21 protein-coding genes and 8 pseudogenes are annotated in these 26,665 nt (G+C 76.4%); 8 read left to right on the top strand and 21 right to left on the bottom strand.

Annotated features, from left to right (window positions below; genetic code table 11):
• Positions 1–79 precede the first annotated feature (79 nt).
• Both QMQ26_RS03190 and QMQ26_RS03185 read left to right on the top strand, forming a co-directional pair.
• Positions 80–2,277 (top strand): annotated as a pseudogene (locus QMQ26_RS03190) (catalase).
• 145 nt (positions 2,278–2,422) lie between these two features.
• Positions 2,423–2,593 (top strand): hydrophobic protein, encoded by a 171-nt coding sequence (locus QMQ26_RS03185; protein WP_100834785.1) that lies wholly within the window; start codon positions 2,423–2,425, stop codon positions 2,591–2,593.
• Between the two features lie 99 nt (positions 2,594–2,692).
• Here the strand turns inward: QMQ26_RS03185 and QMQ26_RS03180 are convergent, their stop codons facing one another.
• The 4 genes from QMQ26_RS03180 to ku form a co-directional block, all read right to left on the bottom strand.
• Positions 2,693–3,673 carry a PP2C family protein-serine/threonine phosphatase gene (locus tag QMQ26_RS03180; RefSeq protein ID WP_282204681.1) on the bottom strand — a complete coding sequence of 327 codons (981 nt, stop codon included), beginning with the start codon at positions 3,671–3,673 and terminating at the stop codon, positions 2,693–2,695.
• A 260-nt stretch (positions 3,674–3,933) separates the two neighbouring features.
• The gene (locus QMQ26_RS03175) at positions 3,934–4,443 is read right to left on the bottom strand and encodes a hypothetical protein (RefSeq protein ID WP_282204680.1); all 510 of its coding nucleotides are present in this window, start codon (positions 4,441–4,443) and stop codon (positions 3,934–3,936) included.
• A gap of 127 nt (positions 4,444–4,570) precedes the next feature.
• A complete protein-coding gene (locus QMQ26_RS03170) occupies positions 4,571–4,846 on the bottom strand; it encodes a DUF6479 family protein (RefSeq protein ID WP_282204679.1) in 276 nt (91 codons plus the stop codon).
• A gap of 151 nt (positions 4,847–4,997) precedes the next feature.
• Positions 4,998–6,125, bottom strand: coding sequence for a non-homologous end joining protein Ku (gene ku, locus QMQ26_RS03165; RefSeq protein ID WP_282204678.1), 1,128 nt, complete (start codon positions 6,123–6,125; stop codon positions 4,998–5,000).
• Positions 6,126–6,388: 263 nt separating this feature from the next.
• On the opposite strand from ku, the pseudogene ligD reads away from it, so the two are divergent.
• Positions 6,389–7,287 (top strand): annotated as a pseudogene (ligD, locus tag QMQ26_RS03160) (non-homologous end-joining DNA ligase).
• A 22-nt stretch (positions 7,288–7,309) separates the two neighbouring features.
• On the opposite strand, the gene QMQ26_RS03155 reads toward ligD, so the two are convergent.
• Both QMQ26_RS03155 and QMQ26_RS03150 read right to left on the bottom strand, forming a co-directional pair.
• Positions 7,310–7,585: a SpoIIE family protein phosphatase gene (locus QMQ26_RS03155; RefSeq protein ID WP_282206397.1), complete on the bottom strand. Its 276-nt coding sequence runs from the start codon at positions 7,583–7,585 to the stop codon at positions 7,310–7,312.
• Positions 7,507–8,532, bottom strand: coding sequence for a PP2C family protein-serine/threonine phosphatase (locus QMQ26_RS03150; RefSeq protein ID WP_282204677.1), 1,026 nt, complete (start codon positions 8,530–8,532; stop codon positions 7,507–7,509). Before QMQ26_RS03150 ends, QMQ26_RS03155 begins: the two co-directional genes overlap by 79 nt.
• 1,119 nt (positions 8,533–9,651) lie before the next feature.
• On the opposite strand from QMQ26_RS03150, the gene QMQ26_RS03145 reads away from it, so the two are divergent.
• The gene (locus QMQ26_RS03145) at positions 9,652–11,181 is read left to right on the top strand and encodes a SulP family inorganic anion transporter (RefSeq protein WP_282206396.1); all 1,530 of its coding nucleotides are present in this window, start codon (positions 9,652–9,654) and stop codon (positions 11,179–11,181) included.
• Positions 11,182–11,271: 90 nt separating this feature from the next.
• Here the strand turns inward: QMQ26_RS03145 and QMQ26_RS03140 are convergent, their stop codons facing one another.
• The 3 genes from QMQ26_RS03140 to QMQ26_RS03130 form a co-directional block, all read right to left on the bottom strand.
• Complete coding sequence (locus QMQ26_RS03140; RefSeq protein ID WP_282204676.1) at positions 11,272–12,075, bottom strand: DUF1206 domain-containing protein; 804 nt, start codon at positions 12,073–12,075, stop codon at positions 11,272–11,274.
• A 62-nt stretch (positions 12,076–12,137) separates the two neighbouring features.
• Positions 12,138–12,407, bottom strand: coding sequence for a hypothetical protein (locus QMQ26_RS03135; protein WP_111552342.1), 270 nt, complete (start codon positions 12,405–12,407; stop codon positions 12,138–12,140).
• A 97-nt stretch (positions 12,408–12,504) separates the two neighbouring features.
• Positions 12,505–13,725, bottom strand: coding sequence for a phospholipase D-like domain-containing protein (locus QMQ26_RS03130; protein ID WP_404814148.1), 1,221 nt, complete (start codon positions 13,723–13,725; stop codon positions 12,505–12,507).
• A 277-nt stretch (positions 13,726–14,002) separates the two neighbouring features.
• On the opposite strand from QMQ26_RS03130, the gene QMQ26_RS03125 reads away from it, so the two are divergent.
• The 3 genes and pseudogenes from QMQ26_RS03125 to QMQ26_RS03115 all read left to right on the top strand — a co-directional run.
• Positions 14,003–15,556 carry a bifunctional phosphatase PAP2/diacylglycerol kinase family protein gene (locus QMQ26_RS03125; RefSeq protein WP_318552179.1) on the top strand — a complete coding sequence of 518 codons (1,554 nt, stop codon included), beginning with the start codon at positions 14,003–14,005 and terminating at the stop codon, positions 15,554–15,556.
• Positions 15,556–16,618 (top strand): annotated as a pseudogene (locus QMQ26_RS03120) (YihY/virulence factor BrkB family protein). Before QMQ26_RS03125 ends, QMQ26_RS03120 begins: the two are co-directional and overlap by 1 nt.
• Positions 16,618–17,385: pseudogene (locus QMQ26_RS03115) on the top strand (phosphatase PAP2 family protein); the annotation flags it as partial. The pseudogenes QMQ26_RS03120 and QMQ26_RS03115, both read left to right, overlap by 1 nt.
• 90 nt (positions 17,386–17,475) lie before the next feature.
• Here the strand turns inward: QMQ26_RS03115 and QMQ26_RS03110 are convergent.
• The 10 genes and pseudogenes from QMQ26_RS03110 to QMQ26_RS03065 all read right to left on the bottom strand — a co-directional run bounded on the left by QMQ26_RS03110 (position 17,476) and on the right by QMQ26_RS03065 (position 24,774).
• Positions 17,476–17,715 carry an STAS domain-containing protein gene (locus tag QMQ26_RS03110; RefSeq protein ID WP_282206394.1) on the bottom strand — a complete coding sequence of 80 codons (240 nt, stop codon included), beginning with the start codon at positions 17,713–17,715 and terminating at the stop codon, positions 17,476–17,478.
• Between the two features lie 143 nt (positions 17,716–17,858).
• Positions 17,859–19,497, bottom strand: a pseudogene (locus tag QMQ26_RS03105) (SpoIIE family protein phosphatase).
• A gap of 142 nt (positions 19,498–19,639) precedes the next feature.
• Positions 19,640–19,846 (bottom strand): annotated as a pseudogene (locus QMQ26_RS03100) (response regulator); the annotation flags it as partial.
• Between the two features lie 131 nt (positions 19,847–19,977).
• A pseudogene (locus QMQ26_RS03095) lies at positions 19,978–20,541 on the bottom strand (sensor histidine kinase); the annotation flags it as partial.
• Positions 20,542–20,795: 254 nt separating this feature from the next.
• On the bottom strand, positions 20,796–21,293 hold the full coding sequence (locus QMQ26_RS03090; RefSeq protein WP_282204674.1) for a hypothetical protein: 498 nt from the start codon (positions 21,291–21,293) through the stop codon (positions 20,796–20,798).
• A pseudogene (locus QMQ26_RS03085) lies at positions 21,290–22,471 on the bottom strand (ATP-binding protein). Before QMQ26_RS03085 ends, QMQ26_RS03090 begins: the two are co-directional and overlap by 4 nt.
• A complete protein-coding gene (locus QMQ26_RS03080; protein ID WP_282204673.1) occupies positions 22,459–22,878 on the bottom strand; it encodes an anti-sigma regulatory factor in 420 nt (139 codons plus the stop codon). The pseudogene QMQ26_RS03085 and the gene QMQ26_RS03080 overlap by 13 nt, the downstream one beginning before the upstream one ends.
• Positions 22,875–23,252, bottom strand: coding sequence for an STAS domain-containing protein (locus tag QMQ26_RS03075; protein ID WP_100834768.1), 378 nt, complete (start codon positions 23,250–23,252; stop codon positions 22,875–22,877). Before QMQ26_RS03075 ends, QMQ26_RS03080 begins: the two co-directional genes overlap by 4 nt.
• On the bottom strand, positions 23,249–24,088 hold the full coding sequence (locus QMQ26_RS03070; RefSeq protein ID WP_282204672.1) for an STAS domain-containing protein: 840 nt from the start codon (positions 24,086–24,088) through the stop codon (positions 23,249–23,251). Before QMQ26_RS03070 ends, QMQ26_RS03075 begins: the two co-directional genes overlap by 4 nt.
• 206 nt (positions 24,089–24,294) lie before the next feature.
• Complete coding sequence (locus QMQ26_RS03065) at positions 24,295–24,774, bottom strand: Dps family protein (protein ID WP_282204671.1); 480 nt, start codon at positions 24,772–24,774, stop codon at positions 24,295–24,297.
• 245 nt (positions 24,775–25,019) lie between these two features.
• Here QMQ26_RS03065 and QMQ26_RS03060 point away from each other — a divergent pair, with 245 nt between their 5' ends.
• Positions 25,020–25,424, top strand: a complete 405-nt coding sequence (locus tag QMQ26_RS03060; protein ID WP_282204670.1) for an SsgA family sporulation/cell division regulator — start codon at positions 25,020–25,022, stop codon at positions 25,422–25,424.
• Positions 25,425–25,610: 186 nt separating this feature from the next.
• On the opposite strand, the gene QMQ26_RS03055 is transcribed toward QMQ26_RS03060, so the two are convergent.
• On the bottom strand, positions 25,611–26,048 hold the full coding sequence (locus QMQ26_RS03055; RefSeq protein WP_100834764.1) for an ATP-binding protein: 438 nt from the start codon (positions 26,046–26,048) through the stop codon (positions 25,611–25,613).
• Positions 26,049–26,116: 68 nt separating this feature from the next.
• Positions 26,117–26,509, bottom strand: coding sequence for an STAS domain-containing protein (locus QMQ26_RS03050; RefSeq protein ID WP_100838277.1), 393 nt, complete (start codon positions 26,507–26,509; stop codon positions 26,117–26,119).
• Between the last annotated feature and the right edge of the window lie 156 nt (positions 26,510–26,665).

Here is a 26,665-nt window from a genome sequence, read left to right as displayed (position 1 = left end):
CCGGGCGCACGTTCACGCGCCGTTCCCGTCCACGTCCACGCTCCGTCCACGTCCACGTCCACGTTCCGGAAGGACACCCATGACTGCCGATGACACCCGCCCCGACCTGCCCGGCGCGCCGAGCGCGGGCGAGCCGACGGTGGCCGAGCCCACCGAGCCGCGCGAGCCGCTGCCGCCCAAGCCCGACCAGGGCGCGCCCGCGCCGCTGTCGGCCACCGGCCGGCCGGTGCAGGGGGCGGACGTGCGGGCCCAGGACGGCGCGTACCTGACCACCGCGCAGGGCACCCGGCTGCCGGACTCCGACCACTCGCTGAAGGCCGGCCCGCGCGGCCCGGTCCTGCTCCAGGACCACCACCTGCGCGAGAAGATCACCCACTTCGACCACGAGCGGATTCCCGAGCGGGTGGTGCACGCCCGCGGCGCCGCCGCGCACGGCGTGTTCGAGAGCTACGGCGCGGGCGCCGGGCTGAGCAAGGCCGGCTTCCTCGCCGCCGGGGCCCGCACCCCCGTCTTCGTCCGGTTCTCCACCGTGCTCGGCTCGCGCGGCTCCGCCGACACCGTGCGCGACACCCGCGGCTTCGCGACCAAGTTCTACACCGACGAGGGCGTCTTCGACCTGGTCGGCAACAACATCCCGGTGTTCTTCATCCAGGACGCGATCAAGTTCCCGGACGTCATCCACGCCGGCAAGCCGCACCCCGACCGGGAGATCCCGCAGGCGCAGTCCGCCCACGACACCTTCTGGGACTTCGTCTCGCTGCACACCGAGGCCACCCACCACACCCTGTGGAACATGTCCGACCGGGGCATCCCGCGCTCCTACCGGATGATGGAGGGCTTCGGCATCCACACCTTCCGCCTGGTGGCGGCCGACGGCTCCACCAGCCTGATCAAGTGGCACTGGAAGCCCAAGCTCGGCGTCCACTCGCTCACCTGGGACGAGGCGCAGCTGATCTGCGGCACCGACCCCGACTTCCACCGGCGCGACCTGGCCGACGCCATCGAGGCCGGCGCGTTCCCGCAGTGGGAGCTCGGCGTCCAGGTCATGCCGGACAGCCCCGAGCAGACCTTCCAGGGCATCGACCTGCTCGACCCGACGAAGATCGTCCCCGAGGAACTCGTCCCGGTGCAGCCGCTGGGCCTGATGACCCTCAACGCCAACCCGACCAACTACTTCGCCGAGACCGAGCAGGTCGCCTTCCACCCCGGCCACCTGGTGCCCGGCATCGACATCACCGACGACCCGCTGCTGTCCGGTCGGCTCTTCTCCTACCTGGACACCCAGATCACCCGGCTCGGCGGCCCCAACTTCGCGCAGATCCCGATCAACCGCACCCACGCCCCGGTCAACGACATGCTGCGCGACGGCTTCCACCAGGACGCCGTGCACACCGGCGTCGCCCCCTACAAGCCCAACTCGCTGGACGGCGGCTGCCCGTTCTTCGCCGGCGCCGAACAGCACGCCTTCATCGAGCACCCGCAGCCCGTCCCGGCGGCCACCAAGGTCCGCCAGGCCCCCGCCAGCTTCGACGACCACTTCAGCCAGGCCCGGCTCTTCTGGACCAGCATGACCCCGGTCGAGCAGGAGCACATCATCGCCGCCTACGGCTTCGAACTCGGCAAGTGCACCGAGCCCGCCGTCCGCGAGCGCGCCCTCCGGGTGCTCGCCAACATCGACGGACGGCTGTGCGCCGAGGTCGCCGCCGGGCTCGGCCTGCCCGCGCCGCAGCGCTCCACGCACCTCGCGGACACCACGCCCAGCCCGGCGCTCTCCCAGCTCGGCCGCAGCTGGCCGGTCGCCGGACGGACCGTCGGCATCCTCGTCGGGCCGGACACCGACCCCGCCGAACTCGACGCCGTCCGCCGCGCCGCCCTCGACGCCGACCTGGTGCCGCTGGTGGTCGCCCCCACCGGAGGCGACCCGGCGCAGGTCCAGCGCAGCTTCGCCACCGCCCGCTCGGTCGAGTTCGACGCCGTCCTGCTGGCCGGGGCCCCCGCCCCCGCCGACGACGCCGCCCCGCCCGCGACGCCCGCGCCGCCGGACCGCACGCCACCCTCGACCCGCGGCTGGCCCTGCTGCTCGGCGAAGCCTGGCGGCACGCCAAGGCGATCGGCGGCTGGGGCGGCGCCCGCGACGCGCTCACCGCGGCCGGCCTGCCCGCGGACGGGCCCGGCGTCGTCCTGGGCACCGACCCGGTCCAGGTGCTGCGCGAACTGGCGGACCTGCTCGCCGACCACCGGGTCTGGGACCGCTTCCCGCCGCCCGCCGCCGCCTGACGGACGCGCGGACGCGCGGCCGACGCGGCCACCCGCCCATGCCACCCCGGATCGAACGGATTTCCGATCCGGGGCGGCACGGGCGGCCGGACAGCGGGCAGACGAGGGGCGAACCCGGACGGAACGATGCGAAAGAGGGCACACCATGGTCCCGCTCCTCCTGGTCCTGCTCCTCGCCCTGGTGCTGTTCGGTGCGGGCTTCGCGGTGAAGGTGCTGTGGTGGGTGGCGATCGTCGTGTTCGTGCTCTGGCTGGTGGGCTTCATCGCCCGCGGTGCCAACTCGACCGGCGGTCGCGGACGTTGGTACCGCTGGTAGCGGAACCGCGGTACCGGCGCGCGGCGAAGGGGACGGAGGCGGACGGCCTCCGTCCCCTTCGGCGTGCCCGGGGCTCGGGACGGACTCGGCGGGCGCGTGTCACCAGGCGGAGGCGCGGGGGCGGGTGTCGTCCAGCAGCGGCGGGGTGGACGGCTGCCACTCGATCATCATGATGGTGGCGTCGTCGGTGAGGCCCTGCTCGTCCTGGTGCTCCAGGATGGCGTGCATCAGCCGGCGCAGGGTCTCCGGGGCGGTCTCCCCGGCGGCGGCGGCCCGGATCACGAAGTCGGTGAAGCGCTCCAGGCCGAAGAACTCGTGGTGGCCCCCCTTGGCGTCCACCACCCCGTCAGTGTAGATCAGCAGCCGGTCGCCCGGCCGGAGCGAGACGGTCCGCACCGTCCGGGGCCTGTCGGTGTAGTGGCTCAGCCCCAGGGGCAGTTCGCCCGGGCCCTCCAGCGCCCCCGCGACCACCTCGCCGGAGCGGATCAGCAGGGGGTGCGGGTGCCCGCAGTTGGCCCAGTGCAGGGTGCCGGTGGCGATGTCCAGGCGCAGGAACACGCCGGTCGCGAAGCGGTCCGGGAACCAGTCGTGCAGGGCCCCGTCGATGGTGTCGACCAGGTCGGGCAGGTCGGCGCCGTTGCGGCGCGCGTTGCGGCAGGCGGCCAGCGCCAGCGCGGCGGTCAGGCCGGAGGCGAGGTCGTGGCCCATCGCGTCCAGCACGGCGGCGTGCAGCACCCCGTCGGCCAGCGAGTGCTCGAACGCGTCCCCGCCCAGCCGGTAGGCCGGTTCGAGGACCGCGGTGGACACCGCCCGGTCGGTGCAGACGGTGCGCGGCGGCAGGAAGGCCCGGAGCATCTCGGACGGCAGGCTCATGGTGTCCGCCCGGGTGCCGTGCGCGTAACTGTCGCTGGTGTCGCGCTTGGAGGTGATCACCATGGCGAGCACCGAGGTCAGCAGCCGGCAGCGCCGGATCGCCTCCCGGTCCAGCGAGGTGGTGCGCAGCCCCAGCACGCCCAGCCGCTCGGCCCCGTCGGCGAGCGGGAACCAGGCCACCAGGCCCGTCCCGGTGTCCTCGGCCACCCGCAGCGAACCCGTCCGGAACGCCCACCCCGCCAGCGTGCCGTCGATCGGCAGGTCCGGGCCCCCGCCAGGGGGACCAGGCGGTGCTGCTGGATGTCGGCCAGGTACACGGCGACCGAGCCGAGGCCGAGCGCCCGGGTGTACTGCTCGGCGAAACGGGGCGCGTCCCGCGGGTCGAGGGTGCGGCCGGCGGTCAGGAACTGCTCCAGCAGTTGCTCGCCGAGGTTCAGCGGCGGGGTCCGTTCAGGCATCTCTCACACCTATCGCGGAGACCGGGCCCCCGCCGCCCCGGCGCGCCCACGCGTGACGGACGGGGACAGGGCACCGTACGGGGACAGGGCACCGTACGGGGGGAGGTCGCCGCCCGCCCGGCCCTCCGCCGCCGCGGGCACGGGGTCGGGCCCGGGGAGCGGGCCCAGCAGCAGCTCGCGTTCGAGCTCGTCGATCCGGGCGGCCACCTCCAGCGGGTCCGGCCGCAGGGCGTCACCGGCGTACCCGGCGCGCCCGCGGTCCAGTGCCACCGTGCCGACCAGGCGGTGCAGCAGCAGGACCGGCAGCGCCACCGGCCACAGCGCGCCCGAGCAGAGCGCGAACGCCTCGGCCTGCCGGCGCTCCTGCCGCTCGAACGTGCCGATCCGCCGCTCGTCGGCCACCGCCCGGGTGCCGCCGGCCCGCAGGAAGCGGTTCCGCTCCCGCCGGAAGACCGCCCGGGCCGTCAGCAGCCCGCCGAGCACGTAGCCCGCCACCGTCCCCAGACACAGCGCCACCACCGCTGATCTCCTCCCGGATCGCCGAAAGCCTCCGAACACGTCGCACGTATGCCCGACATTCCGGACCTCAACGGGCGCCGGCGGGATCGTCGCGTCCGGCCGGGGTTCCCGGCCGGGCCCGCAGGGGTCAGCGCCCGTACGGGCCGTCGGTGCCGCGCGGGGGAGCGGTGGGCTCGGGGTGGTCCGGGTCCGGGCCGCCGTCCTGCGGGGTGCTCCAGGAGTCGGCCCGCCCGGCGGCCGGGCCCGGGGACGTCGGGGGACGCTGGCGGTTGCGTCGGCGGCTGCCCCAGACGAAGGCGCCGATCAGCAGGCCCACGATGATCACCGCCGGAATGACCACCACCAGGAGGGACGGGCCGCTCGACTCCGCCGCCAGTACCGCATCGACCGCCGTGACCTGCATGGTCTGCTCCTTCTCGCTCCGGCGGGCCCGCCCGTGCGGACCCGCGCCGCCGGGCGTCTACCCGGACGAACCGGGATGAACGCCCGGCGGGCCCGGATACCGGCAGGTCACCCGAACGGCCCAGCGGGGCGGCCCCCGGCCCCGCCACCGCTCAGGAGGCCCGCTTCAGGTTCCGGCGGGGACGGGCGGCGGCCCTGAGCGCGTACTGGAGCTGCTCGCGCGTCATGGTGGACCGGTGCGGGACCCCGAGCGCGGCGGCCCGCCGGTAGAGCTCGGCCTTGCTGAGCGAGGCGAGGTCCTCCACCGCCGCGGCCTTCCCCGGCGCGCCGTCCTTCTCCGGTGCCGCCGCCTTCGCCGGTCTCCCGGCCTTCGCCGGTTCCGCCGTCCGCACCGCCCGCACCGGCCGCGCCGCCTTCGCCCGGCCGCCGCCCCCGCCGCCCCCGCGGGCCGGGGCGCGGCCCCCGGCGCCCTTCCGGGGGGTGCCGCCCGCCTTCGCCCGGGCCTCGTCCAGGCTGCGGTGCAGGACGTCCATCAGCTCGGAGAGGTCGGTGGGCGCGGGCTGCGCGCCCTTGGACAGGGCGATCTCCCGGCCCGCCGCCTTGGCCTCGACCAGCGCCCTGACCTGCTCCTCGTAGCTGTCGTGGTAGTCCTCCGGGTCCCAGTCGACGGCGAGCATGTCGATGAGCTGCTCGGCGGTGGCCAGCTCGGTGCGGTGGAAGTCCCGGCGCCGGGCGGGCAGGTCGGCGACCTCCCGGTGCGGGTCGCGCAGCTCGTCCGCCCAGTGCATGGTGCGCAGTTCGAGCAGCCCGTCGACGGAGTCGACCGCGGTCAGGTACTCCTTGCCGCGCATCGCGAACACGGCGATCCCGGCCCGGCCGGAGTGGCCGAGCGCCTCGACCAGGAGCTGGTAGACCTTCGCGGTCCCCGGGTCGCCGGGGCCGAGGTAGTACGTCCTGTCGAAGAAGACCGGGTCGATCTCCGCCAGGTCGGCGAAACCGCTGATCTCGATGGTGCGCGAGCGCCCCGGGGAGATCTCCTCCAGCTCGGCGGGCTCCACGACGACGTACTGCCCCTCGGCGATCTCGTAGCCCTTGACGACGTCCTCGAACGGCACCTCCTCGCCGGTGCGCTCGTTCACCCGCCGCTGGCGAATCCGGTCGGTGGTGCCGCGCTGCAACTGGTGGAAGCGCACCGCGTGCGACTCGGTCGCCGGGTAGAGCGCCACCGGCAGGCTCACCAGCCCGAACGTCAGCGTCCCCTTCCAGAGCGGTCTGGCCATCGTGCTCACCTTCCTCCGCCGTCCCGGTACCGCTGCCGCGCGGCCCGGGGTCGTCCGTCCGTCTGTCTGTCCTCCGCCGCGCGGCTGCCCGATCCGGCCCGCCCCACACCCGGGCCGCCGCCCCCGCGGGTGTCGGGCCCGCCCCGGCGGGGTAGACGCGGGCGCACCGGCGCCGGCCCGGCCCGGGGCGGTCGCGGACCGCCGCGCCCGGGCCCGCGCGAGCACGGACGGCCCGCCCCGGCGGGCCGGGAACGGGGTGCGCCATGACCACCGCCGAGATCCGGGCGAGCGGGCGGATCATCCAGATCAGGCGGGCCGACAAGGAGCTGTTCCCGGCCGACGGCCTCACCAAGGCCGACCTGGCCGCGCACTACCGCCGCGTCGCCCGCCGCATCCTGCCGCAGCTGCGCGGCCGGCCGCTGATGCTGGAGCGCTACCCCGACGGCATCGACGGCCCGCGGATCGTGCAGAAGGACACCCCCGGGCACTTCCCGGAGTGGATCCACCGCAGCGAGCTGCCCAAGGCGGGCGGCACCGTCGACTACCCGGTCTGCGACGACCTGGCCACCCTGCTCTACCTGGTCGGCCAGGCCTGCGTCACCCCGCACCGCTGGCTCTCCCGGGCCGACCGGCCCGACCACCCCGACCTGCTGGTCTTCGACCTCGACCCGTCGGGCGAGGACTTCGAACCGGTCCGGGCCGCCGCCCGCGCGCTGCGCGTCCTGCTGGACGAACTCGCCCTCCCCGCCGACCTGATGACCACCGGCTCGCGCGGCCTGCACGTCCTGGTCCGGCTCGACCGCCGCGCCCCGTTCGACGAGGTCCGGGCCTTCGCCCGGGACGCGGCCGACCTGCTCGCCCGGCGGCACCCCGACCTGCTCACCACCGAGGCCCGCAAGGCGGCCCGCCGGGACGGCTCTACCTCGACGTCCAGCGCAACGGCTACGGCCAGACCGCCGTCACCCCCTACGCCGTCCGCGCCCTGCCCGGTGCGCCGGTCGCCACCCCGCTGGGCTGGGACGAACTGGACGACCCCGCCCTCACCCCGCGCCGCTGGACCGCCGCCACCCTCGCCGAACGCCTGCTGGCCCCGGACCCGTGGCGGTCCGCCGCCCGCAGCCGCTCGCTGGGACCGGCGCGCCGACGGCTGGAGGGGCTCTGACGCCGGAGGCGGGCGGGGCGGCTCAGGCGCCGCCGGGGTGCCAGGCGACCAGCAGGACGGTGGCGTCGTCCCGCAGCCGGTCGCCCTGGTGCGCGGTGAGCCGCCGCACCAGCCGGCGCAGCGCCTCGGGGGCGGGCAGGCCGTCGGCCATCGCCCGGGAGACCACGTCGACCAGCCGCTCCTCCCCGAACGGCGCCCCGGCCGCGTCCCGGCCCTCCGTCACGCCGTCGGAGTGCACCAGCAGGCGGTCGCCGGGTTCGAGCCGCGCGGTGTGGACGGCGGGCGCGGTGCGGGGCAGGCCGGCGGGGAGGCCGAGCGGCAGGTGCGGGGGCGCTCCAGGGCCCGGGCGACGATCCGGCCCCGGCGGATCAGCAGGGGTGTCGGGTGGCCGCAGTTGATCCAGGACAGCACTCCGGTGACCAGGTCGAGGTCGGCGATCACGCAGGTCAGCAGCCGGTCCGGGATCCACCGGGTGAGCGCGTCGTCGATCGCCCCGGCGATGTCGGTGAGGGTGCCGCCGGCCCGGCGGGTGGAGCGGCAGGCGGCCACGGCGACGGCGCTGCACCCGCCGGAGGCCAGGTCGTGGCCCATCGCGTCGACCAGGGTCAGGTGCAGGCGGTTCCCGGCCAGGTTGTGGTCGAAGGCGTCGCCGCCGATGTCGTAGGCGGGCTCCAGCACGGCGCTGGAGGTGACCAGGCGGCTGCCGATCGTCCGGGGCGGCAGGAACGCCCGGACGAGTTCGGCCTGGAGGGTCATCGGCCGGCGCCGGCCGGTGCGCACCAGCTGGTCGCTGAACGGCGTCTGCACGGCGACCAGCAGGCCCGCCGCGGTGGCCAGCGCCCGGCCGGCGGCGAGCCGGGCCCCGTCCAGCACGGGCGCGGTCACCTGGAGGACGCCGAGGCGCCCGATGCCGTCCACGACCGGGAGCCAGCCCACCGCGCACCGGCCGGGGTCGCCGCCGGTGCGGACGTCCCCGGTCCGGTAGGCGCGGCCGGCCAGCGAGCCGTCGACGTCGAGCAGCCCGGGGCCGGTCGGCCCGGTGGCCCGGGCGTCCTCGGGCGGGACGGGCAGCGCGGTCAGGTACTTCTCCTGCACGTCGGCCAGGTAGAGCCAGGCGCCGGTGAGGCCGAGCCGCCGGGCCGCGCCCTGGAGCAGCCCGGGCAGGTCCCTCGGCCCGGCCCGGTGGGAGTCCTCCAGCAGGCCGAGCACCACGGCCCCGGCCGCGTCCCGCTCGTCACGGCCCATCGCCCGTCACCTCCGCTCCCGGCTCCGCGCCCGTCGGCCCCCGCACCTGTCCAGCCTGCCCGCCTCCCGGGCGGGCCGCCACGCACCGCCGGGGCGGACCGCCGGGGCGCGTCGGCGCGCGTGCGCCGGTGTGCGCCGCCGCGTGCCACGCAGGGTGAGCGCCCGCGCGTGCCGGGGTCCGTGTCCGAACTGTTCGACGGATCGTCATATTCCGTTCTACCAGCGGGTTTTACTCGCCTTTGAATCTCCGAAACCCCGTACGCGGTGACGTTCCGTACGTAAGCTGGAACCGCGCGGCGACCGGGCCGGGCGGACGCCGGGGAGGCGGGGATGACCGGACGGGGGAGGGCGCGGGGCGGCTGCCTCGCCGTGCTGCTGGCCGCCGTCCTCGCGGCCGTGCTCACCGTCCTCACCGCCGGGCCCCCGGCCCAGGCCCGGGCGCCCCGCGCGGCGACCGCGACCGTCGCGGAGGAACACGTGGAGGGGGCGCCCACCAGGAGGCCCCGGCCCCGGCGGGCCGGTCCGCCGGCCGGCACCGGGCGAACGGCGGCCCGCCCGCCCGTCCCCCGGCCCGGCCGGGGGAGGAGACCGCCCCCGACACCACCACCGCCCCCGCGCACCCCGCCCCGACGACCGCCGGCGGGTCCAGACCGGCCGTGCTCGCGCGCCTCCAGGTGTTCCGCTGCTGAGCGGGCCCGCGAGCCGATGGCGACGGTCCGGGCACCGGCGCGCCCCCGAACCCGGGGCCGCCCGGTCGCTGTGACGACCCGTCGGCACGCTCCGCTGCCCACCGACAGCACCCCCGTCCGGCCGACGCCGGGCGGGCGGAAGGAGAACCCCGATGCGACCGCCCGTGCACCACCACGCCCGCGTCCTTCCGACCGGAGAGGCCCGAGCGCTGTGAACACCACTCCGCACCGCACCCCGCCGCCCGGCCCCGACCCCGACCGCACTCCGCCGTCCGACCGCACCGCGCCGTCCGACCGCACTCCGCCGTCCGACCGCACTCCGCCGTCCGACCGCACCGCGCCGTCCGACCGCACCGCGCCGTCCGACCGCACTCCGCCGTCCGGCCCCGGCCGCGCCGCTGCCCCGTCCGGCCCCGGCCGCGCCGCCGCCCTGCGCGGGGCGCTCGCGCACTGGCGCCAGGACCTGCCCGCCTCGCTGGTGGTCTTCCTGGTCGCCGTCCCGCTCTGCGTCGGCATCGCCGTCGCCTCCGGCGCGCCCGCCGAACGCGGGCTGGTCACCGGCATCGTCGGCGGCCTGGTGGTGGGCCTGCTGCCCGGCAGCAGCCTCCAGGTCAGCGGCCCGGCGGCCGGCCTGACCGTCCTCGTCTTCGACGCCGTCCAGCGCTTCGGCCTCGGCTCGCTCGGCGTGCTCGTGCTGGCCGCCGGCCTGCTCCAGATCGCCATGGGGCTGCTGCGCACCGGCCGCTGGTTCCGGGCGATCTCGCTCTCCGTCGTGCACGGCATGCTGGCCGGCATCGGACTGATCCTGATCCTCGGCCAGCTCTACGCCGTCTCCGGGCGCACCGCCCCCGGCAGCGGCGGCGGGAAGATCCTCCACCTGCCCGCGCTGGCCGCCGACTGGTTCACCGGCCGGGCCGCGACCACCGCCCTGCTGATGGGCGCCGCGACGGTCGCCCTACTGGTGGTGTGGCGGAAGCTGCCCGCCGCCGTCCGGGCGGTGCCCGCGCCGCTGGCCGCGGTGGCCCTGGCCGCCGGGGCCACCGCGCTGTTCGGCCTGGACGTGCCCCGGGTCCGGGTGGACGGCCTGGTCGGCGCGGTCGCCCTCCCCACCGGGGACGGCTTCGCCGCGGTCGCGGGCGCGGCCGGGCTCGGCACCGTCCTCGCGTTCGCCCTGATCGCCTCCGCCGAGAGCCTGTTCAGCGCCGCCGCCGTCGACCGGATGCACCACGGGCCGCGCACCGACTACGACCGCGAACTCACCGCCCAGGGCATCGGCAACACCCTGTGCGGACTGCTCGGCGCCCTCCCGATGACCGCGGTCATCGTCCGCAGCGCCGCCAACGTCCAGGCGGGCGCCCGCACCAAGGCGTCCCGCGTCCTGCACGGGCTGTGGCTGCTGCTGTTCGCCGCGCTGCTGCCCGCCGTCCTGGGGCTGATCCCGCTCGCCGTGCTCGGCGGCGTGCTGATCCACGCCGGGGCCAAGCTGATCCCGCTGCGCCCGGCCGCCGCCCTGTGGCGCGGCCAGCGCGGTGAACTGCTGGTGCTGGCCGTCACCACCGCGGCCGTCGTGCTGACCACCCTCTTCGAGGGCGTCCTGATCGGCGTGGCCCTCGCGGTGGCCCGGAGTGCCTGGCAGACCTCCCACCTGCACATCGACCTCACCGACGCCGAAACCGATGCCGAAACCGGTACCGGTGTCAGCGCCGGTAGCGGGACCGGCACCGGCACCGGGGGGCCGCTGAAGGTGCGGCTCAGCGGCAACGCCACCTTCCTGCGCCTGCCGCGCCTGCTGGACGCCCTCGAATCGCTCCCGGTCGGCCGCGCCGTCGAACTCGACTGGACCGGCCTGCGCCACCTCGACCACGCCTGCCGCACCGCCCTGCTCGCCTGGGCCGCCCGCCACGCCGCCGACGACCCCGCCACCGTCAGCTGGGAGCCCCCGCTCACCGTCGCGACCTGAGCGGCCGCGACCGGCACGACGTACGACGGGGCCCGGCGGTACGCGTCCTGCGTACCGCCGGGCCCCGTGGCCTGCCCGGAGGGGCGACGGTCAGAAGCGGCGCCAGCGGGCGGAGGCGAAGGAGAACACGCCGTACAGGACCAGGCCGCAGGCCACCGCGGCGAGCAGCCACGGGCCCGCCGCGCTGGAGGCGAAGGAGCGCAGGGTGTCGTCCATGCCCTTGGCCCGGTCCGCGTCGAAGCGGACGGCCGCCACCACGACGAAGGCCCCGGCGGCGGCGTAGACGCTGCCGCGGGCCACGTTGCCGGACAGGCCCGTGCCGGTCACGGCGGTGCGGGTGCGCGGGTGCATCGACGAGGTGTCGAGCTTGCGCAGGAAGCGCCGCTGCAGGGCGCGCACGGCGATGGCGGTGCCCACGGCGGCCAGCCCCAGGCCGACGGCGCCCACCAGCCAGCGCCCGCCGGGCTGGGCCAGCGCGGTGGCCGTCCAGTCCTTGGAGGCGGAGTCGCTGTCGGACCCGCCACCGGAGCCCGCCGCGTACGAGGCCGTTCCCCAGGCCACCGAGGCGTAGAAGACGGCCCGGCCCGCCGACAGCAGCCGGGAGCCGGTCTTCTTCTGCCCGGCCTCGCCGAACACCGCCGTCGAGGCCCGCCACAGCGCCATCCCGACGAAGCCGACGGCCAGCGCCCACAGCAGCACCTCGCCGAACGGCCGCATCGCCACCTGGTGCAGGGCCCCCTGCCGGTCGGCGTCCTCACCGCCGGACCCGAACGCGATCCGCAGCGCCAGTACCCCGACCAGGGCGTACACCACGCCCCGGGCCACGAAACCCACCCGGCCGGCGACCGTCGTCACCCGGTCCACCGAGCCGCCCTCGGGCTTGTTCGCTTCCATTTGCCGTTCTCCTCCGTCGCTCTTCCTGCGCTCCACTGCTCTGACGATCGCCGCGGGCCGGTTCAGTCGAGGGCGCGGGCGCGGGTGACGAGGTTGCCGAGGACGACGTAGACCAGGGCGGGCAGGCCGTAGTCGAGCAGGACCTGGCCGGTGTGGTTCGACACGTTGAACAGGCCGCGGGACCAGCCCGACAGCCAGTCGGCGGCGTCGTGGAACCAACTGACGACGGAGTTCCCCTGGTTGGCCTTGAAGAGGTCCAACAGAATCCAGATGACCAGGACGGCCGCAACGGCGTGGGCCAGGACGGATATGACCGAAGTGATGCGTCTCATGAGCGTCGCTTTGCCCGGGATGGTTTTTCCAAACCGGTTGCGCGGCAAGGGAGTTCGTGATTCCGGGCGTCGTGCGGCCGACGTGGCCGGCTCGGCGTCAGAGGAAGTGCCGGATCGGGGCGGTGGCCGCCTCCAGGGCCCGCCGGCCCGGGCCGCGGCGGTGCCAGCGCTCCGGGACGACGGCCTCGCGGGTCAGGTCCTCGTCGAAGTGCCGGTCCAGGGCGGCGGTGAACTCCGGGTCGACCACGGCCAGCACCACCTCCTCGTCGTGGTCGAGCGAGCGCCGGTTGAAGTTCGCCGAGCCGACCACGGCCGCCGTCCCGTCCACGGTCAGCACCTTGGCGTGCATCATCGTCGGCCCGTACCGCCAGACCGTGACCCCGGCGGCGGTCATCCGGCCGAAGTGCCGCTCGCCCGCCAGCTGGCACACCCGCTTGTCGGTGTGCCGCCCCGGCACCAGCAGGTCGACCGCGACGCCCCGGCGGGCCGCGTCGCAGAGCAGGCCGACGAAGTAGTCGTCGGGCGCGAAGTACGCGGTCGCCAGGCGCAGCCGCCGCTCGGCGGAGGAGATCACCACCCGCATCAGGGTCTGGAGGTCCTGCCAGCCGACGGCGGCCGAACCGCGCACCACCTGGACCACCGAGTCGCCCGGCTGCTCGTGCTCCTCGAACCGGTCCGCCGCGTCGTACAGCGTGCCGGGGGCGCACTCGGCCCAGTTCTGCGCGAAGGCGGCGGCAATGCCGTCCACGGCGGGCCCGACCACCCGGACGTGGGTGTCGCGCCACTCGCCCGGGTGCCGGGCGTCGCCGCACCACTCCTCGGCGATCCCGACGCCGCCGGTGAACGCCGTCCGGCCGTCCACCACCAGGACCTTGCGGTGGCAGCGGTGGTTCTGCTTGAAGGGCGACAGCCGCACCGGACGCCGGAACCAGGAGATCTGGACGCCGCACTCCTCCATCAGCTCGATCAGGTCCGGTTCGATCAGCCGGCTGCCGAACCCGTCCAGCAGCAGCCGCACCCGGACGCCCTCCGCGGCCTTGCGGGCCAGCGCCCGGGCGAAGGTCCGGGCGATGTCGCCGCGCCAGTAGACGAAGGTCATCAGGTCGACCGTCCGCCGCGCCCCGTCGACGGCCTCCAGCATGGCGGGGAAGATCTCGTCGCCGTTGCGCAGCGGGGTCAGCAGGTTGCCCTCGGTCGCGGCGATGCCCAGCAGCCCTTCCAGTCGGCGGCGCAGCACCTGGCCGCGGTCGGAGGGTAGCGACGCGGGGACGGCGGTGAGCGAAGGTCGGGGACGGCCGCGAGCGCGGGCCCGGCGGATACCGGGGTGGGCTCGGGCGCGGTCTCGGTGGTCATGGGGTCCCTCCGTCCGGGGCGGTGCTGTGGCGGGCGCTCGGTTACCCGCTGCGCGGCGATCGACGCCTTTTCGGGCCGGTCGGGATGTAAAGCGGGGATGAAAACCGCAGACCGGGGGACACGGGACCCATGACGAGGACACAGGGGCGGGTCGCACCGCTCGGGGTACTGGCCGCCGTGGTCGGCCAGTTGACGGCCCTGGTGGCCGTGGGCCTGCTGATCACCCACCCGCCGCAGGGCTGGTGGGACCCGGGCGAGAACGGGCTGGTCTCCTGGCTGGCCGGGCACCGCACCGACGCGCTGACCACGGCCAGCTCTTGGCTGTCCGCGCTCGCCTTCACCCCCGCGATCGTGACGGTGACGGCGGTCGTCGCGCTCCTGCTGCTGCTCGGGCGCCGGTGGCGCCCGGCGGTGCTGCTCGCGGGCGCGGTGGCGCTCCAGGCGACGCTGTTCGTGACCGCCGCCCACGTGGTGGACCGGGCCCGGCCGGACGTCGCCCGGCTGGACGGCTCGCTGCCCACCTCCAGTTTCCCGTCCGGGCACGTCGGGGCGGCCACCGCGTTGTACGGCGGCCTGGGCCTGCTCGCGCTGCACCTGCTGCGCGGCCGGTGGCGGTCCTGCTGTGCGCGCTGGCCTGGGCGGTGCCGGTCCTGGTCGCGGCCAGCCGGCTCTACCGGGGCATGCACCACCCCACCGACGTGCTGGCCGGCGCGCTCAACGGCGCGGCCGCCCTGTGGGTGGTGCACCGCGCGCTGCCCGCCCGCGCCCGCCGCACGTCGGCCGCCCCCGCCGCCCCGGCCCCCGCCGCCCCGCTGCGGGTCGCACTGGTCTACAACCCGCTCTCGGTGGACGACGCCCTGCTGCACCGGCTCTCCGCCGTGCTGACCGCGCACGGCCACCGGCCGCCCCTGCTGCTGCCCGGCGAGGCCGAGGACTGCGGCCGGGCCGCCGCCCGGCGGGCCCTCGCCGACGGCGCCCGGCTGGTGGCGGCCTGCGGCGGCGACGGCACCGTGACGGCCTGCGCCGAAGCCTTGGCCGGCACCGGCGCGACCCTGGCGATCGTCCCCTGCGGCACCGGCAACCTGCTGGCCCGCAACCTCGGCCTGCCGACCGACCCCGAGGCCGCGCTGGACGCCGCCCTGGCCGGCCGCACCCGCCGGATCGACCTGATGCGGGCCGAGGGCGACGACCTGCCCGCCCGGGCCGCCGCGACCATGGCCGGGATGGGGCTGGACGCCGCCGTGATGGCCGACACCGGCCGCACCCTCAAACGCCGCCTCGGCTGGCCCGCGTACGTGCTCGCCGCCGCCCGGCACCTGGGCGACCGGCACTTCACCCTGACCGTCGCCGTGGACGACGCCGAGCCGGTGCGCCGCCAGGTGCGGGGCGCCGTCGTCGGCAACGTCGGCTCCCTCCAGGGCGGCGTCCGGCTGCTGCCCGACGCCGAGCCCGACGACGGGCTGCTCGACCTGGTCCTGGTCCAGCCGCACGGGCCGAGCGGCTGGGGGCGGGCCGTGCACGCCCTGCTCACCGGCACCCACCGCCCCGGCCCGGCCGCCCCGCTCGAACACTTCCGGGGCCGCCGCATCGCCCTCACCGCCGAGCGCGCCCAGCCCCGCGAGTGCGACGGCGACCCGGTGGGCGACGGCCGCACCCTCACCCTGACCGTCCGGCCGGACGCCCTGCTGGTCCGCGTCCCCGCCGCCGCGCCGGAGACCGCCCCCGGGACCGCCGCCCTCGCGGCCCCCGTCCACCCCGCGGCGGGCGCCCTCGCCGCCCGGCGGGAAGTGGCCTGATGGGCACGGCGAGCCGGGTCAGGCCCGGCCGGGAGCACCTCTCCGCGGACGAGGCCGTGGTGGCCCTGCGCCGGCAGTCCTGGTGGCCGCTGGCCCGGGACGCCTTCGTGCGGTTCCGGTACGCGGACGGGTTCAGCCACGCCCGGGCGCTGGCCTTCCAGGTGGTGCTGGCCCTGGTGCCGTTCGCGATCGCGGTGGTCGGGCTGGCCTCCTCGCTGCACGGCGGCCCGGTCGGGCAGCTGGTCGCGGCGAGCATCCAGCGGATGGTCCCGGCGTCCAGCGCGGGCCTGGTCAGCGAGGTGCTCGACCGCAGCCGGCACCGCGACGGCGGCACCGTCGCGCTCTGGTTCGGCGCGCTGTTCGCGGTGGCCAACCTGGTGACCGCGATGTCCCAGATCGAACGCGGGGCGAACCGGATCTACGGCATCGAACGGGACCGGCCGTTCGACCGCAAGTACGGCGCAGCCTGCTGATGGCGGCGGCGCGGGCCTGCCGCTGGGCGTCGGCTTCCTGGTGCTGGTGGCCGGGCCGCAGGTCGCCGCCGCCGCGGACGAGGTGTTCGGCCTGGGCCCGGGCACCGCCGCCGCCTGGACCCTGCTGCGCTGGCCGGTCGGGGTGGTGCTCACCCTCGCCGCGGCGGCCGTGATCTTCCGCCGGGCCCCCCGCCGCCGCCAGCCCGGCTACAGCTGGCTGGCGTTCGGCGCGGGCGTCCACCTGGTGCTCTGGCTGGCGGCGACCTGGCTGCTCAGCCTCTACCTGCGCCTGAGCGGCTCCTTCGACGCCGTCTACGGACCGCTCAGCGCGGTGTTCTCGCTGCTGGTGTGGGCGTACCTGACGGCGATCGCGCTGTTCCTCGGTCTCTCCTTCGCCGCCCAGCTGGAGGCCGACCGCACCGGCCGGCCCGGCCCGGTCCTGCCCGACCCGCTGGCCGCCGAGTCGCGGACCGCCGAACCGTCGCCCGCCCCCGACCCGTCATCCGACTCCGACGCGTCGGCCCCCGAACCGTCGCCCGCCCCCGACCCGTCGCCCGCCCCGCCCGCCGGCCCCGAGAGGACGCAGTAGTGATCCGCCGCCCCACCCTTCTCCACCGCAAGCTGCGGGACGCCGACCTGCGCCTGGGCGAGCGGCTGCTCGCCGCCGTCGGCGCGTCCGCGGTGGCCGCGGTGCCGACCGCGCTGCTGCTGGTGCTGATCGAGGCGCACTGGGGGCCGCTGCACCGGCTCGACGCTGGCGCGGCGCAGCGGCTGCACGCCGTCGTGCGCGACCATCCGGCCGTGCTCTCGGTGCTGCGCGCCCTCAGCAACGGGGTGTGGGACCCGCTGACGATGCGGCTGCTGGTCGCGGCGGCCGTCGGCTGGCTGCTGTGGCGGCGGGCCTGGCGGCTGGCGGTGTGGGCGGCCGCCACCACGACCGCCTCCGGCTGATCGGCTGGGCGGTCAAGGCGGCGGTGGCCCGGGCCCGCCCGTCGCTGCCCGACCCGGTCGCGCACGCGCCCGGCTTCTCGTTCCCGTCCGGGCACGCGATGACCGCGGCGACCTGCTGCACGGTGCTGCTGCTGGTGTTCTCCCCGGCGCTGCGTCCGGGGTGGCGGTGGGTGGCCCGGGCGGCGGCCGGGCTGAGCGTGCTGGGGGTGGGGTTCACCCGGGTCGCGCTCGGGGTGCACTGGGTCAGTGACGTGCTCGGCGGCTGGCTGCTCGGGACGGCCCTGGTCGCGGCCACCGCCTGGGCGTTCGAGGGCTGGCGGCGCGACACCGGCCGCCCGGTCCCGGCCGCCGCTCAGCGAGGGGCTGGAGCCCGAGCTGGCCGCGGGCGGCCGGCCCGCCCGAGGGCTGACCCGGGGCGGGGCTCAGCCGTCCGGGCGGAGCGCGCGACGGCGGCCTCGACCGTGTCGTGGTGCGGCAGCAGCCGGTCCACGCCGGTCATGGTGAGCAGCCGCCCGACGTCGGCGCTGGTGCCGACCAGGGCGAGCGAGTACCCGCCGCCCGGGTGCGGCGGAACGCGAACAGCAGCTCGGCCACGCCGAGCGAGTCGCAGAACCTCAGCAGCGCGAGGTCCAGGACCAGCGGCAGCGCCTCGGAGGTCCGCTCCACCGCCCGGTGCAGGCGCGGCGCGGTGTGGTAGTCGAGCTCGCCCGCGAGCGCGACGACGGTCGCTCCCACGGGATGGGTGCGGACCTCGATGGTCAGGTCGTACTCGGGCACGGGGGCTCCGTACGGTGCAGGGGGCTTCCGGGTGGACGGATCTGGCGGGAGCAGGTGGGAGTCGCGGGAGCCGGTGCGGCCCGGCGGTGGCCGGGACGCGGTCAGTCGAGCCGGGCGACGAGCAGGGCCACGTCGTCGGTCTGGGCCCGGGCGAACGCGGACAGCAGCAGGTCGCCGCCCGGTCCAGCTCCGGAGGGGCGTCGGCGAAGGCGTCCCGCAGGGCGTCCAGGCCGGCCTGGAGGTGCTCGCCGGGCACTTCGATCAGACCGTCGGTGACCAGCAGCAGGGTGCTGCCGGGCTCGACGGCGTACTCGACGGTCGGCGGCTGCGGGACGTTCAGGCCGAGCAGGATGCCGTGCTCGGTCAGGTAGCGGGTCGAGCCGTCCGGCAGCCGCAGCAGCGGCGGCAGGTGGCCGGCGTTGGCGACCTCGATGCGCCGGCGGTCGGGTGCGATCAGCACCAGGCACACCGTCGCGGTCAGGCCGGGGCGCAGCCGGGTCATCAGCGCGTCCAGCCGGTGCAGCAGGGTCCGCGGGTCGTGGCCCTCGATGGCGTAGGCGCGCAGCGCGTGCCGCAGCTCGCCCATCGCCATGGCGGCCTCCAGCGAGTGGCCGGCCACGTCGCCGATCGCCAGCAGCAGGCCGTCGGGGGTGTCGATGGCCTCGTAGAAGTCGCCGCCGATCTCGCTGCGGGCCGAGGCGGGCTCGTACCGGACGGCGAGTTCGACGCCCGGGACGGCGGGCAGCCGGCTGGGCAGGAAGCTGCGCTGCAGGGTCAGCGCCAGGGCGTGCTCCTCGGCCTGGCTGCGCTGGGCCTCCAGGGCGAGCGCGGCGGCCTGGGTGAGCTGGGGGAGCAGACCGCGTTCGTCCCGGTCGGCGACCGCGTCCCGGTCGGCGACCACCGCGAGCAGCGGCCGGCCGGCTTGGTGCGGGCCACCACCAGGGCGACCGGCCCGGCCGGGAGGCCCGCGCCGTCCAGGCCGTGGTCGGCCAGCACGGCGCCCCACTCCGCGGCGTCCAGCAGGGCGGTGTCGGTGCCGGTGGCGTCGCCCAGGGTGTGGTGGGCGAGCACGTCGAGCAGGACGGGCGGGGCCGCCAGCAGCCGCACCGGGCCGTCCTCGGGCAGCGCCGGGTCGTGGTGGGCCAGGTGCAGGGTGTCGCGGTCCGGCCCGAGGGCGATCGCGGTGGCCCGGGCGGCGCCCAGCCGGACCGCGCCGAGCACGGCCGAGGTGACCAGGTCGTCCGGGTCGGCGGCGCCGTACAGGGCGAGGGTGCTGCGGTGCAGGGCGGCGACCCGGGCGGCCAGCCGCTCGGCGCGCCGGCGGGCCCGGGTGTAGCGCAGCACGGCGGTGACGGTGGCCTGGAGCTCGGCCGAGTCGATCGGCTCGGTCAGGTAGGCGTCGGCGCCGCGGTGCAGGCCCTGGGTGCGGTCGCTGGCCTCGATCGCGGTGGCGGAGATGTGCACGACGGGCAGCGCCGAGGTGCGCGGCACCCGCTTGATCCGCTCGCACACCTCGAAGCCGGTCATGTCGGGCAGGCTGATGTCCACCACGGCGATCTCGGGCAGCTCGGCGGTGGGGGTGCGCTCCAGCAGGGCGAGGGCCTGGGTGCCGTCGACCGCCTCGACGACGGTGTGCCCGGAGCGGCGCAGCCAGCTCCCGACGATGTACCGGGTGGTGTCGTTGTCGTCGAGCACCAGGACGGTGGCGGGCCCGGCGTCGGAGCTGGTGCTGGTCACGATCCGTCCTCGGGCGGCAGCGGTCGCCGCGGCGCGGCGGGGCGGGGGCGGACAGGGCGGCGGCGATCCGGGCGGCGCTCAGGCCGGACTTGGGCAGCACGGCGCGGGCGTGCGCCAGCCGGGCCCGGTCGGCGGCGGTCAGCGAGGCGGAGGTGAGGATGACCACCGGGATCTGCCGCAGCTCCGGGTCGGCCCGCAGGTCGGCGAGCACCTGGTAGCCGTCGACCTCGCCCAGGTGCAGGTCGAGGACGATCCCGTCCGGTCGGGCGTCGCGGACGGCGGCGAGCGCGGCGGCGCCGTCGTGGGCCTCCACCACCCGGTCGGCGATCTCGTCCAGCAGCGGGCGCAGCACGCCCCGGAACACCGGGTCGTCGTCGACCGCGACCAGCACGGCCACCGGGTGTCGGCCGGCGGCGCGGGGTGCGCGGGCAGCCGGACGGTGATCGCGGTGCCCCGGCCCGGCTCGCTGTCCAGGCGCAGCGTGCCGCCGAGGATCTCCGTCAGCCGCCGGGCGTACGGCAGGCCCAGGCCGGTGCCCCGGCGGCCCCGCTGGTGCGGGCCCCGGACCTGGTAGAACTCCTCGAAGACCCGCTCCTGCTGGTCGGCCGGGATGCCGATGCCGGTGTCGGTGACGGTCAGCACCAGGACCGGGCCGCCGTCCGGGCCGTCCTCGACCCGGGTGGCCAGCTCCACCGACCCGCGCTCGGTGAACTTCAGCGCGTTGGACAGCAGGTTGCGCAGGATGCGCACCAGCATCGTCTCGTCGCCGAGCAGCGTCCCCGGCCCGGCGGGCGCCGGGTCGATCCGCAGCGCCACGCCGGGGCGGGCCAGGCCGCGCAGGGTGCCGTCCAGGTGGGCCAGGACGGCGCGCAGGTCCAGCGGCGCCCACTGCGGGTCGAGGGTGCCGGACTCCGCCTTCGCGACGTCCAGCAGCTCGTCCACCAGGGCGAGCAGGGTGCGGCCGGAGTCGGCGATCAGCGACAGCCGGTGGGCCCGCTCCTCGGCCGGGGCGTCGGCGTCCGCGCGCAGCAGCTCGGCCAGGCCCACCACCGCGTTGACGGGCGTGCGCAGCTCGTGGCTGACGTTCGCCCAGAACCGGCTCTTGGCCTCGCTGGCCTCGCGCAACTGCCGGGACTTCTCGTCGAGTTCGGCGTACAGCGCGACCACGCCCCGGTTGGTCTCCTCCAGTTCCTCGGACAGCTCCGAGTACAGCGCCAGGACGCCCCGGTTGGTCTCCTCCAACTCGCTGTTCAGGCGGCGCAGTTCCTCGCGCTGGGCCTGGCTGTGCTCCAGCGCGGCGATCAGGTCGCGGGTCTGCGCCCGGGAGTCCTCCAGGGCGCTGGGGCCGGTGTGCGCGGCGAGCAGGTCGCGGATGCGACCGGCCAGCTCCGGGACGGGCCGGGGACGGGACCGAGCCGCTGCTCGACCCGGACCAGGCCGCCGTCCCCGGTCCGCTCCTGGTGGGTGGGCAGCAGCCGGCCGGACGCCTCCAGCGCCTCCTCGGGCAGCCGGTGCCCGCCCTGCCAGGTCAGGGTGACCCGCAGGACGGCCGGGGGCCCCGCCTGGAGGTCGAACGCGGCGGCCAGCCGGTCGGCGCCGAGCAGGCCGCGGCCGAGTTCGCTCAGCGCGGTGGCCAGCCGGACGGCGTCCTGGCCGTCCGCGCCGAGCAGGTCGGCGACGGCGCGGGCGCTGCGGCGCAGCGCGAAGGTGTCCTGCACGGTACCCAAGGGCGTGCTCTCCAGGTGGACGGACGGAACCTCCGCCGCGTGCTCGGCGGAGGGGCCGGGGCGCGCGCTCACCAGGCGCCCTTCGCGACCACCACGCCCGCGTCGTCCCGGCGCACCCCCGCCTCGCGCAGCAGCAGGGCCCGGCGGTGACGGGCAGGTGGGAGAAGATCCCGGGGACGTCGGCGGCCTTCCAGCGGTCGGTGAGGCCGTCCGAGTGCAGCACCACCGCGCTGCCGGGCGGCAGGTCCTGCCGGACGGTGTGCGGCGCGGCAGCTGGTGCCCGACGATGCCGGGGGCGGAGGGCAGCGAACGGCGGTTCCCGGTGGCGGGGTCCACCACGAAGGCGCTGACGTTGCCCGCCCCGCAGAGCGTCAGCCGGGCCTCGGCGGGCTCGACCAGGGCGACCGCGACCGCCCCGCCCCGCCCGCCGCGCAGCACCCGGTGCAGGTCGGCCAGCACCTGCTCGGGCCGGTGCGCGGAGCTGCGCTGGAAGGCCGCGACGGCGTCCGAGGCGGCCCGGGCGGCCAGCGGGCCGTGGCCCAGGCCGTCGCAGAACATCAGCAGGAACGCGCCGGTGCCGCCGGCCCGCTCCGGGGCGGCGGCGAGGTGGGTGCGCGGCGCCCGGTTGGTCAGCACCGACCAGTCCAGCCGGGCCGCCGCGGCGGCCCCCGGCGGCTCGGCCGCCGGGGTGGCCGGGGCCGCCACCGGGCCCGCGCCGACCGCGCGCACCGCCCAGGCGTCCCCGCACAGCTCCTGCCCGCTCATCGGCCGGGTCAGCCCGGCGGCGACCGGCTCGGTCGCGGCGGCGGCCCGCCCCGCCGGGGTGCGGTTCCAGAACCGGGCGGTCAGCACCGTCCCGCGGCCGGCAGCGAGTGCAGGTCGAAGGCGTCGGCGAGCCGGGAGATCGCGCCCAGGCCGATGCCCAGGGTCGGACCGGAGGAGTAGCCGTCGGCCAGCGCCGCGGGCACGTCCGCCATCCCCGGCCCGCTGTCGATGGTGAGGAACTCCAGCGCCGCCTCGGTGTCGGTGCGCACCACGCGCAGCACCATCGCCCCGTCCACGGCGTGTCGGCGCAGGTTGGTGGCGGCCTCGCTGACGGCGAGCGCCACCTCGCCGACCCGCTCGGGCAGCAGCCCGATCCGGTGGGCGAGCTGCCGGGCCGCGCCGCGGGCGGCGGCGGGCAGCGAGTCCGAGTGCCGGAACCACACGGTGTCCTCGCACACGGCCAGGGCGGGCGTCACCGGGCCCACTTGGTCACCGCGACCCTCGTCCCGGCACCCGGCTCGCTGTGCAGCTCGAACTCGTCGACCAGCCGGCGCGCCCCGCTCAGGCCCAGGCCCATGCCGTTGCCGGAGGTCCAGCCGTCGGTCAGCGCGAGGTCCAGGTCGGGGATGCCGGGGCCGCTGTCCTCGAACACGGCGTGCACGCCCGTCCGGGTGCCGTTGCGCACGACGGCGCAGCGCATCGAGCCGCCGCCGCCGTAGACCAGGGTGTTGCGGGCCAGCTCGCTGGCGGCGGTGACCAGCTTGGTCTGGTCGACCAGCGACAGGCCGCACTGCTGGGCGTACGTCCGGACGGTCTGCCGGGCCCGGACCACGTCGTCGTTGGACCCGATCGGCACGGCCTGCTCGTCCTCCACCGCCCTGGGGCCGGTCATGGGCGGGCCGTACGCGCGGTACGGTCGCGTTCCAGCAGGGCCAGGCCCTTCTCCAGGGTGAGCGCGGTGCGCACCCCGCCCAGCGAGAGCCCCAGCTCGACCAGGGTGATCGCCACCGCCGGGCGCATGCCGACCACCACCGTCTCGGCGTCCAGCATGCGCGAGATGGCGGCGGTGTTGGCGAGCATCCGGCCGACGAAGGAGTCGACGATCTCCAGCGCGGTGATGTCGATGACCACGCCGTTCGCGCCGGTGGCGACGATCCGCTCGGCCAGGTCGTCCTGGAGGTCCAGGACGATCTGGTCCTCCAGGTCGACCTGGATGGAGACCAGCAGGACCTGGCCGATCTTCAGGACGGGGACGCGCTCGCTCACCGGGCGCCGCCCGACGGGACCTGGCCGCCGCTGAGCTGCAGGACGTGGCGCAGCGCGTCCTGCAGGGTGGCCTTGGTGACGATGTCGCCGAACTGCACGCCGAGCGCGACCAGGGTCTGGGCGATCTGCGGGCGGATGCCGGAGATGGTGCACTCGGCGCCCATCAGCCGGGCGGCGACCACGGTCTTCAGCAGGTGCTGGGCGACCTCGGTGTCCACCGCGGGCACGCCGGTGATGTCGATGATCGCGTGCTCGGAGCCGGAGTCCACCAGGCTCTGCAGCAGCTTCTCCATCACCACCTGGGTGCGGGCCGAGTCCAGGGTGCCGACCAGCGGCACCGCGACCACGTTCTCCCACAGCTTGACCACCGGCGTGGACAGTTCGAGCAGCTGCTCGGCCTGCGCGCTGATGATCTCCTCCCGGGTGCGGGCGTACGTCTCGATGGTGAACAGGCCGAGTGCGTCGAGCAGCCGGGCCAGCTGGAGGTAGGCCGTGATGTCCTCGGCGGTGCTGGCCGTGGTGGGCTCCAGCACGTCCTTGCCGGCGAAGACGGTGACGGCCGTCTCGGTGGGCGTGAAACCGTACCGGGCCCGGCTGCGGGAGAGCTCCACCAGCAGGGCGCGCACCTCCGAGTACGCCTCGCCCTGCCAGTCCAGGCCGCTCTTGCCCAGGGCCTGGACCAGGGCCTGGTAGAGGTCGGTCAGTTCGCGCTCCAGCTCGGCCCGGCTGATCCGGCCGCCCAGGGACGCGGCCACGGCCGACACCCACTGCTCCTGCACCGCATCGTCCCGGGTCAGCAGCTCGACGAGCCGTTCGGATGCATGCTCCACCGCCATCAGGCGTTCTCCTCGCTCATCAAGGCCCCCGCTGATCGGGGACCCCGTCCGCCGCACGACGGCACGCGGCGAGCCCGGCCGGTCGGCCGGGTCACCGCGCGCCGTATGTCCCGGCCTGTGTGAAGTATGCAGGGGAGAGCCGGAAAGTTTTTCCCGCGGTCCCCGCTCCGGCCCCCGGACGGGATCGGAGCGGGCCGCGCCGAAGGTCAGGGCCGGTGCACGTGTTCGGCCCGGAACATCCAGGCGTGCTTCTCCAGCGCCGCGGTCACCGTGATCAGCAGGTCCTGGGTGACGGGGTCGGCCTCGCCGGTCTTCGCGATCCGCTCGCGCATCCGGGCGACCACCCCGGAGAGCGCCCCCACCAGCTGCTCCACCACCTCGGTGTCGGCCTGCCAGCCGGGGGGCACCCCGGGCAGGCCGCCGGCCGCGACGGTCGCGGCCCGCCCGTCCGGGCTGACGCCGATCGCCGCCGCCCGCTCCGCCACCTGGTCGGCGAAGTCGCGGGCGGTCGCCACCACCTCGTCGAGGTGCAGGTGGACCGAGCGGAAACGGGGGCCGTACAGGTTCCAGTGCGCCTGCTTGCCGACCAGGGACAGGTCCACGAGGTCGACCAGGGCGCCCTGGAGCGCCTCCCCGGCCGTGTCGCGGTCGGGCCCGTCCAGCGGGCTGCCGGTGGCGATGTCCATCGTCGGGTCCTCTCCACGTCGGGGACGGCCGGCGGACGCCGACCGCCCCTTCGGCTGCCCGGCCGGGCGGAACGGAAACCCGCCGGGGCGGCAGTAACGTTTTCGCATCGTTCGCGTGGGCCGTCCCGCCGGGGGTACCCGGGCTGGCGTCGCCCGGCCGTCCGGCCGCTCGGCCCCTCCCGGGACCGGGTCGCTCCCGCAGGCACGCCACCGGCACGCCAGTACGAACAGGAATGGGGACCCGCATGTCCGCCGCCGTGTCCAGGCCGATTTCCGTCACCCTCCCGGAGAGCCCCTACCCCCACGTCCCGGTCACCGGCCGGCTGCGCTTCGACCCCGCGCTGCCCTACGGCGTCGGGCTGGCCTTCCCGCCGCACCGCCCCGGCGACGAGGACGTCGTCTGGTGGTTCGGACGCGAACTGCTCGCCGAGGGCCGCCGCGCCCCGAGCGGCGAGGGCGACGTCCGGATCGCCCCCGGGGTGGACGGCCGGGTGCTGATCACCCTGGGCGCCCGGGGCGAACGGGCGGTGATCAGCATCCCCGCCGACACGGTCGCGGCCTTCCTCGTCGACATCTTCGCCGAAGTGCCCCCCGGCACCGAGTCCGCCCACCTCGACCTCGACCTCGGGCTGGCCCGGCTGCTGGCCTGACGCCACCGCTGGTCACCGCCACCGGTCACCGCCACCGCCCTGCCGGCAACGCCGCGCCGGGCGGCTTCGGCCTGTCCGGGCGCGGGGCTCCGGGCCGGGCGCGGGGCGCCGGGTGCCGGGTCGGCGGCTCGGCGGGTCACTCGTTCGGGGGAAATCCGCCGGCCCCCGGCCCCGGCCCGCGGCCCGTCAGGCGCTCAGGGTGACGCGGATGAGCTTGCCGCCGCCGGGCAGCGGGTGGATCTCCCAGTCGGTGGAGATCAGCTGGACCAGGGGCCAGCCCCGGCCGCCCAGGCGGGTGGGGTCCTGGAGGTTGGCGGCGTCGCCGTGCGGGCGGGTGTCGGCGGCGTCCTCGACGTCGATCGTCAGGGTGCGGCCGCCGCCGCCGGTCCGGACGGCGAACCCGGTCACCCCGCCGGCGTGCCGGATCGCGTTGGTGACCAGCTCGGTGACGGCGAGACAGGCGTCGCCGTGCAGGCGGTCCCCGGTCGCGCGGTACCGGGCGAGCTCTTCGGTGACGGCGGCCCGGGCCTCGGCCGCGGTGCGCACCGGGAGGCGGGGGCCGGGGCGGGGGCGGTGGGTGGTCGGGGGGTGCCGCCGTGTCGGGTCGGTCTCGGCACGGGACATCGGGTGACCTCGAATCGAACGGGACGGGAACGGTGTGCAGTGATCCGGCTGCCCGGACGATGCGTTGATCACACCGGCGGAGTGTGCGGCGAACGGGTGACGTTCGGCCCGGACGCGCTCCGCACCGCCGTCTCGGCGTCCGCCGCGAGGTGCAGGTACCCGGTGGCGGAGGACAGGTCGAGCAGCCGGCGCACCGGCTCCCGCAGCGGCCCGGCCAGCACCAGCCGCCCGCCGGCGTCCGCCATCCGGCCGTGGGCGATCAGCAGGCCGTGCAGCACCGAGGAGTCGGCGAAGGTGACCTCGGCGAGGTCGACCACCAGCAGCCGGGGCGGGCGTTCGAGCGCGGTCGTCAACCGCCGAACGAACTCCTGGGCGTCCTCCCAGTCCAGTTCGCCCCGCGCCCGCACCGTCTCGACGTCCGCCGGGTCCGCCCCGGTGGCACCGTGGGTGTGATCGGTCATGTCCGGCATGGTAGTGGTCCCAGCCCCGGCGGGTGACGGCCGCTCCGTCCGACCGGGCCCCACCGGGCCGCAGTAGCATGGCGGTTCGGGTGCGGCCCGCCGGATTCGTTCGCAGGTCCCCGGCAGGACGCGCCAAACCCGCCGGCCGCAGCGGGC

Source organism: Kitasatospora fiedleri (assembly GCF_948472415.1).
Taxonomy (GTDB): Bacteria; Actinomycetota; Actinomycetes; order Streptomycetales; family Streptomycetaceae; genus Kitasatospora; species Kitasatospora fiedleri.
The sequence above is the reverse complement of the archived record's forward strand: the minus strand, read 5'-3'. Positions and strand labels throughout refer to the sequence as shown.

Excerpts from the sequence above, each read along its gene's own strand:
- QMQ26_RS03185 (WP_100834785.1), top strand. The coding sequence starts at position 2,423 with ATGGTCCCGCTCCTCCTGGTCCTGCTCCTCGCCCTGGTGCTGTTCGGT.
- QMQ26_RS03170 (WP_282204679.1), bottom strand. The coding sequence starts at position 4,846 with ATGCAGGTCACGGCGGTCGATGCGGTACTGGCGGCGGAGTCGAGCGGC.
- ku (WP_282204678.1), bottom strand. The coding sequence starts at position 6,125 with ATGGCCAGACCGCTCTGGAAGGGGACGCTGACGTTCGGGCTGGTGAGC.
- QMQ26_RS03150 (WP_282204677.1), bottom strand. The coding sequence starts at position 8,532 with ATGGGCCGTGACGAGCGGGACGCGGCCGGGGCCGTGGTGCTCGGCCTG.
- QMQ26_RS03140 (WP_282204676.1), bottom strand. The coding sequence starts at position 12,075 with ATGGAAGCGAACAAGCCCGAGGGCGGCTCGGTGGACCGGGTGACGACG.
- QMQ26_RS03135 (WP_111552342.1), bottom strand. The coding sequence starts at position 12,407 with ATGAGACGCATCACTTCGGTCATATCCGTCCTGGCCCACGCCGTTGCG.
- QMQ26_RS03080 (WP_282204673.1), bottom strand. The coding sequence starts at position 22,878 with ATGACCGGCCCCAGGGCGGTGGAGGACGAGCAGGCCGTGCCGATCGGG.
- QMQ26_RS03070 (WP_282204672.1), bottom strand. The coding sequence starts at position 24,088 with ATGGCGGTGGAGCATGCATCCGAACGGCTCGTCGAGCTGCTGACCCGG.
- QMQ26_RS03065 (WP_282204671.1), bottom strand. The coding sequence starts at position 24,774 with ATGGACATCGCCACCGGCAGCCCGCTGGACGGGCCCGACCGCGACACG.
- QMQ26_RS03060 (WP_282204670.1), top strand. The coding sequence starts at position 25,020 with ATGTCCGCCGCCGTGTCCAGGCCGATTTCCGTCACCCTCCCGGAGAGC.
- QMQ26_RS03055 (WP_100834764.1), bottom strand. The coding sequence starts at position 26,048 with ATGTCCCGTGCCGAGACCGACCCGACACGGCGGCACCCCCCGACCACC.
- QMQ26_RS03050 (WP_100838277.1), bottom strand. The coding sequence starts at position 26,509 with ATGACCGATCACACCCACGGTGCCACCGGGGCGGACCCGGCGGACGTC.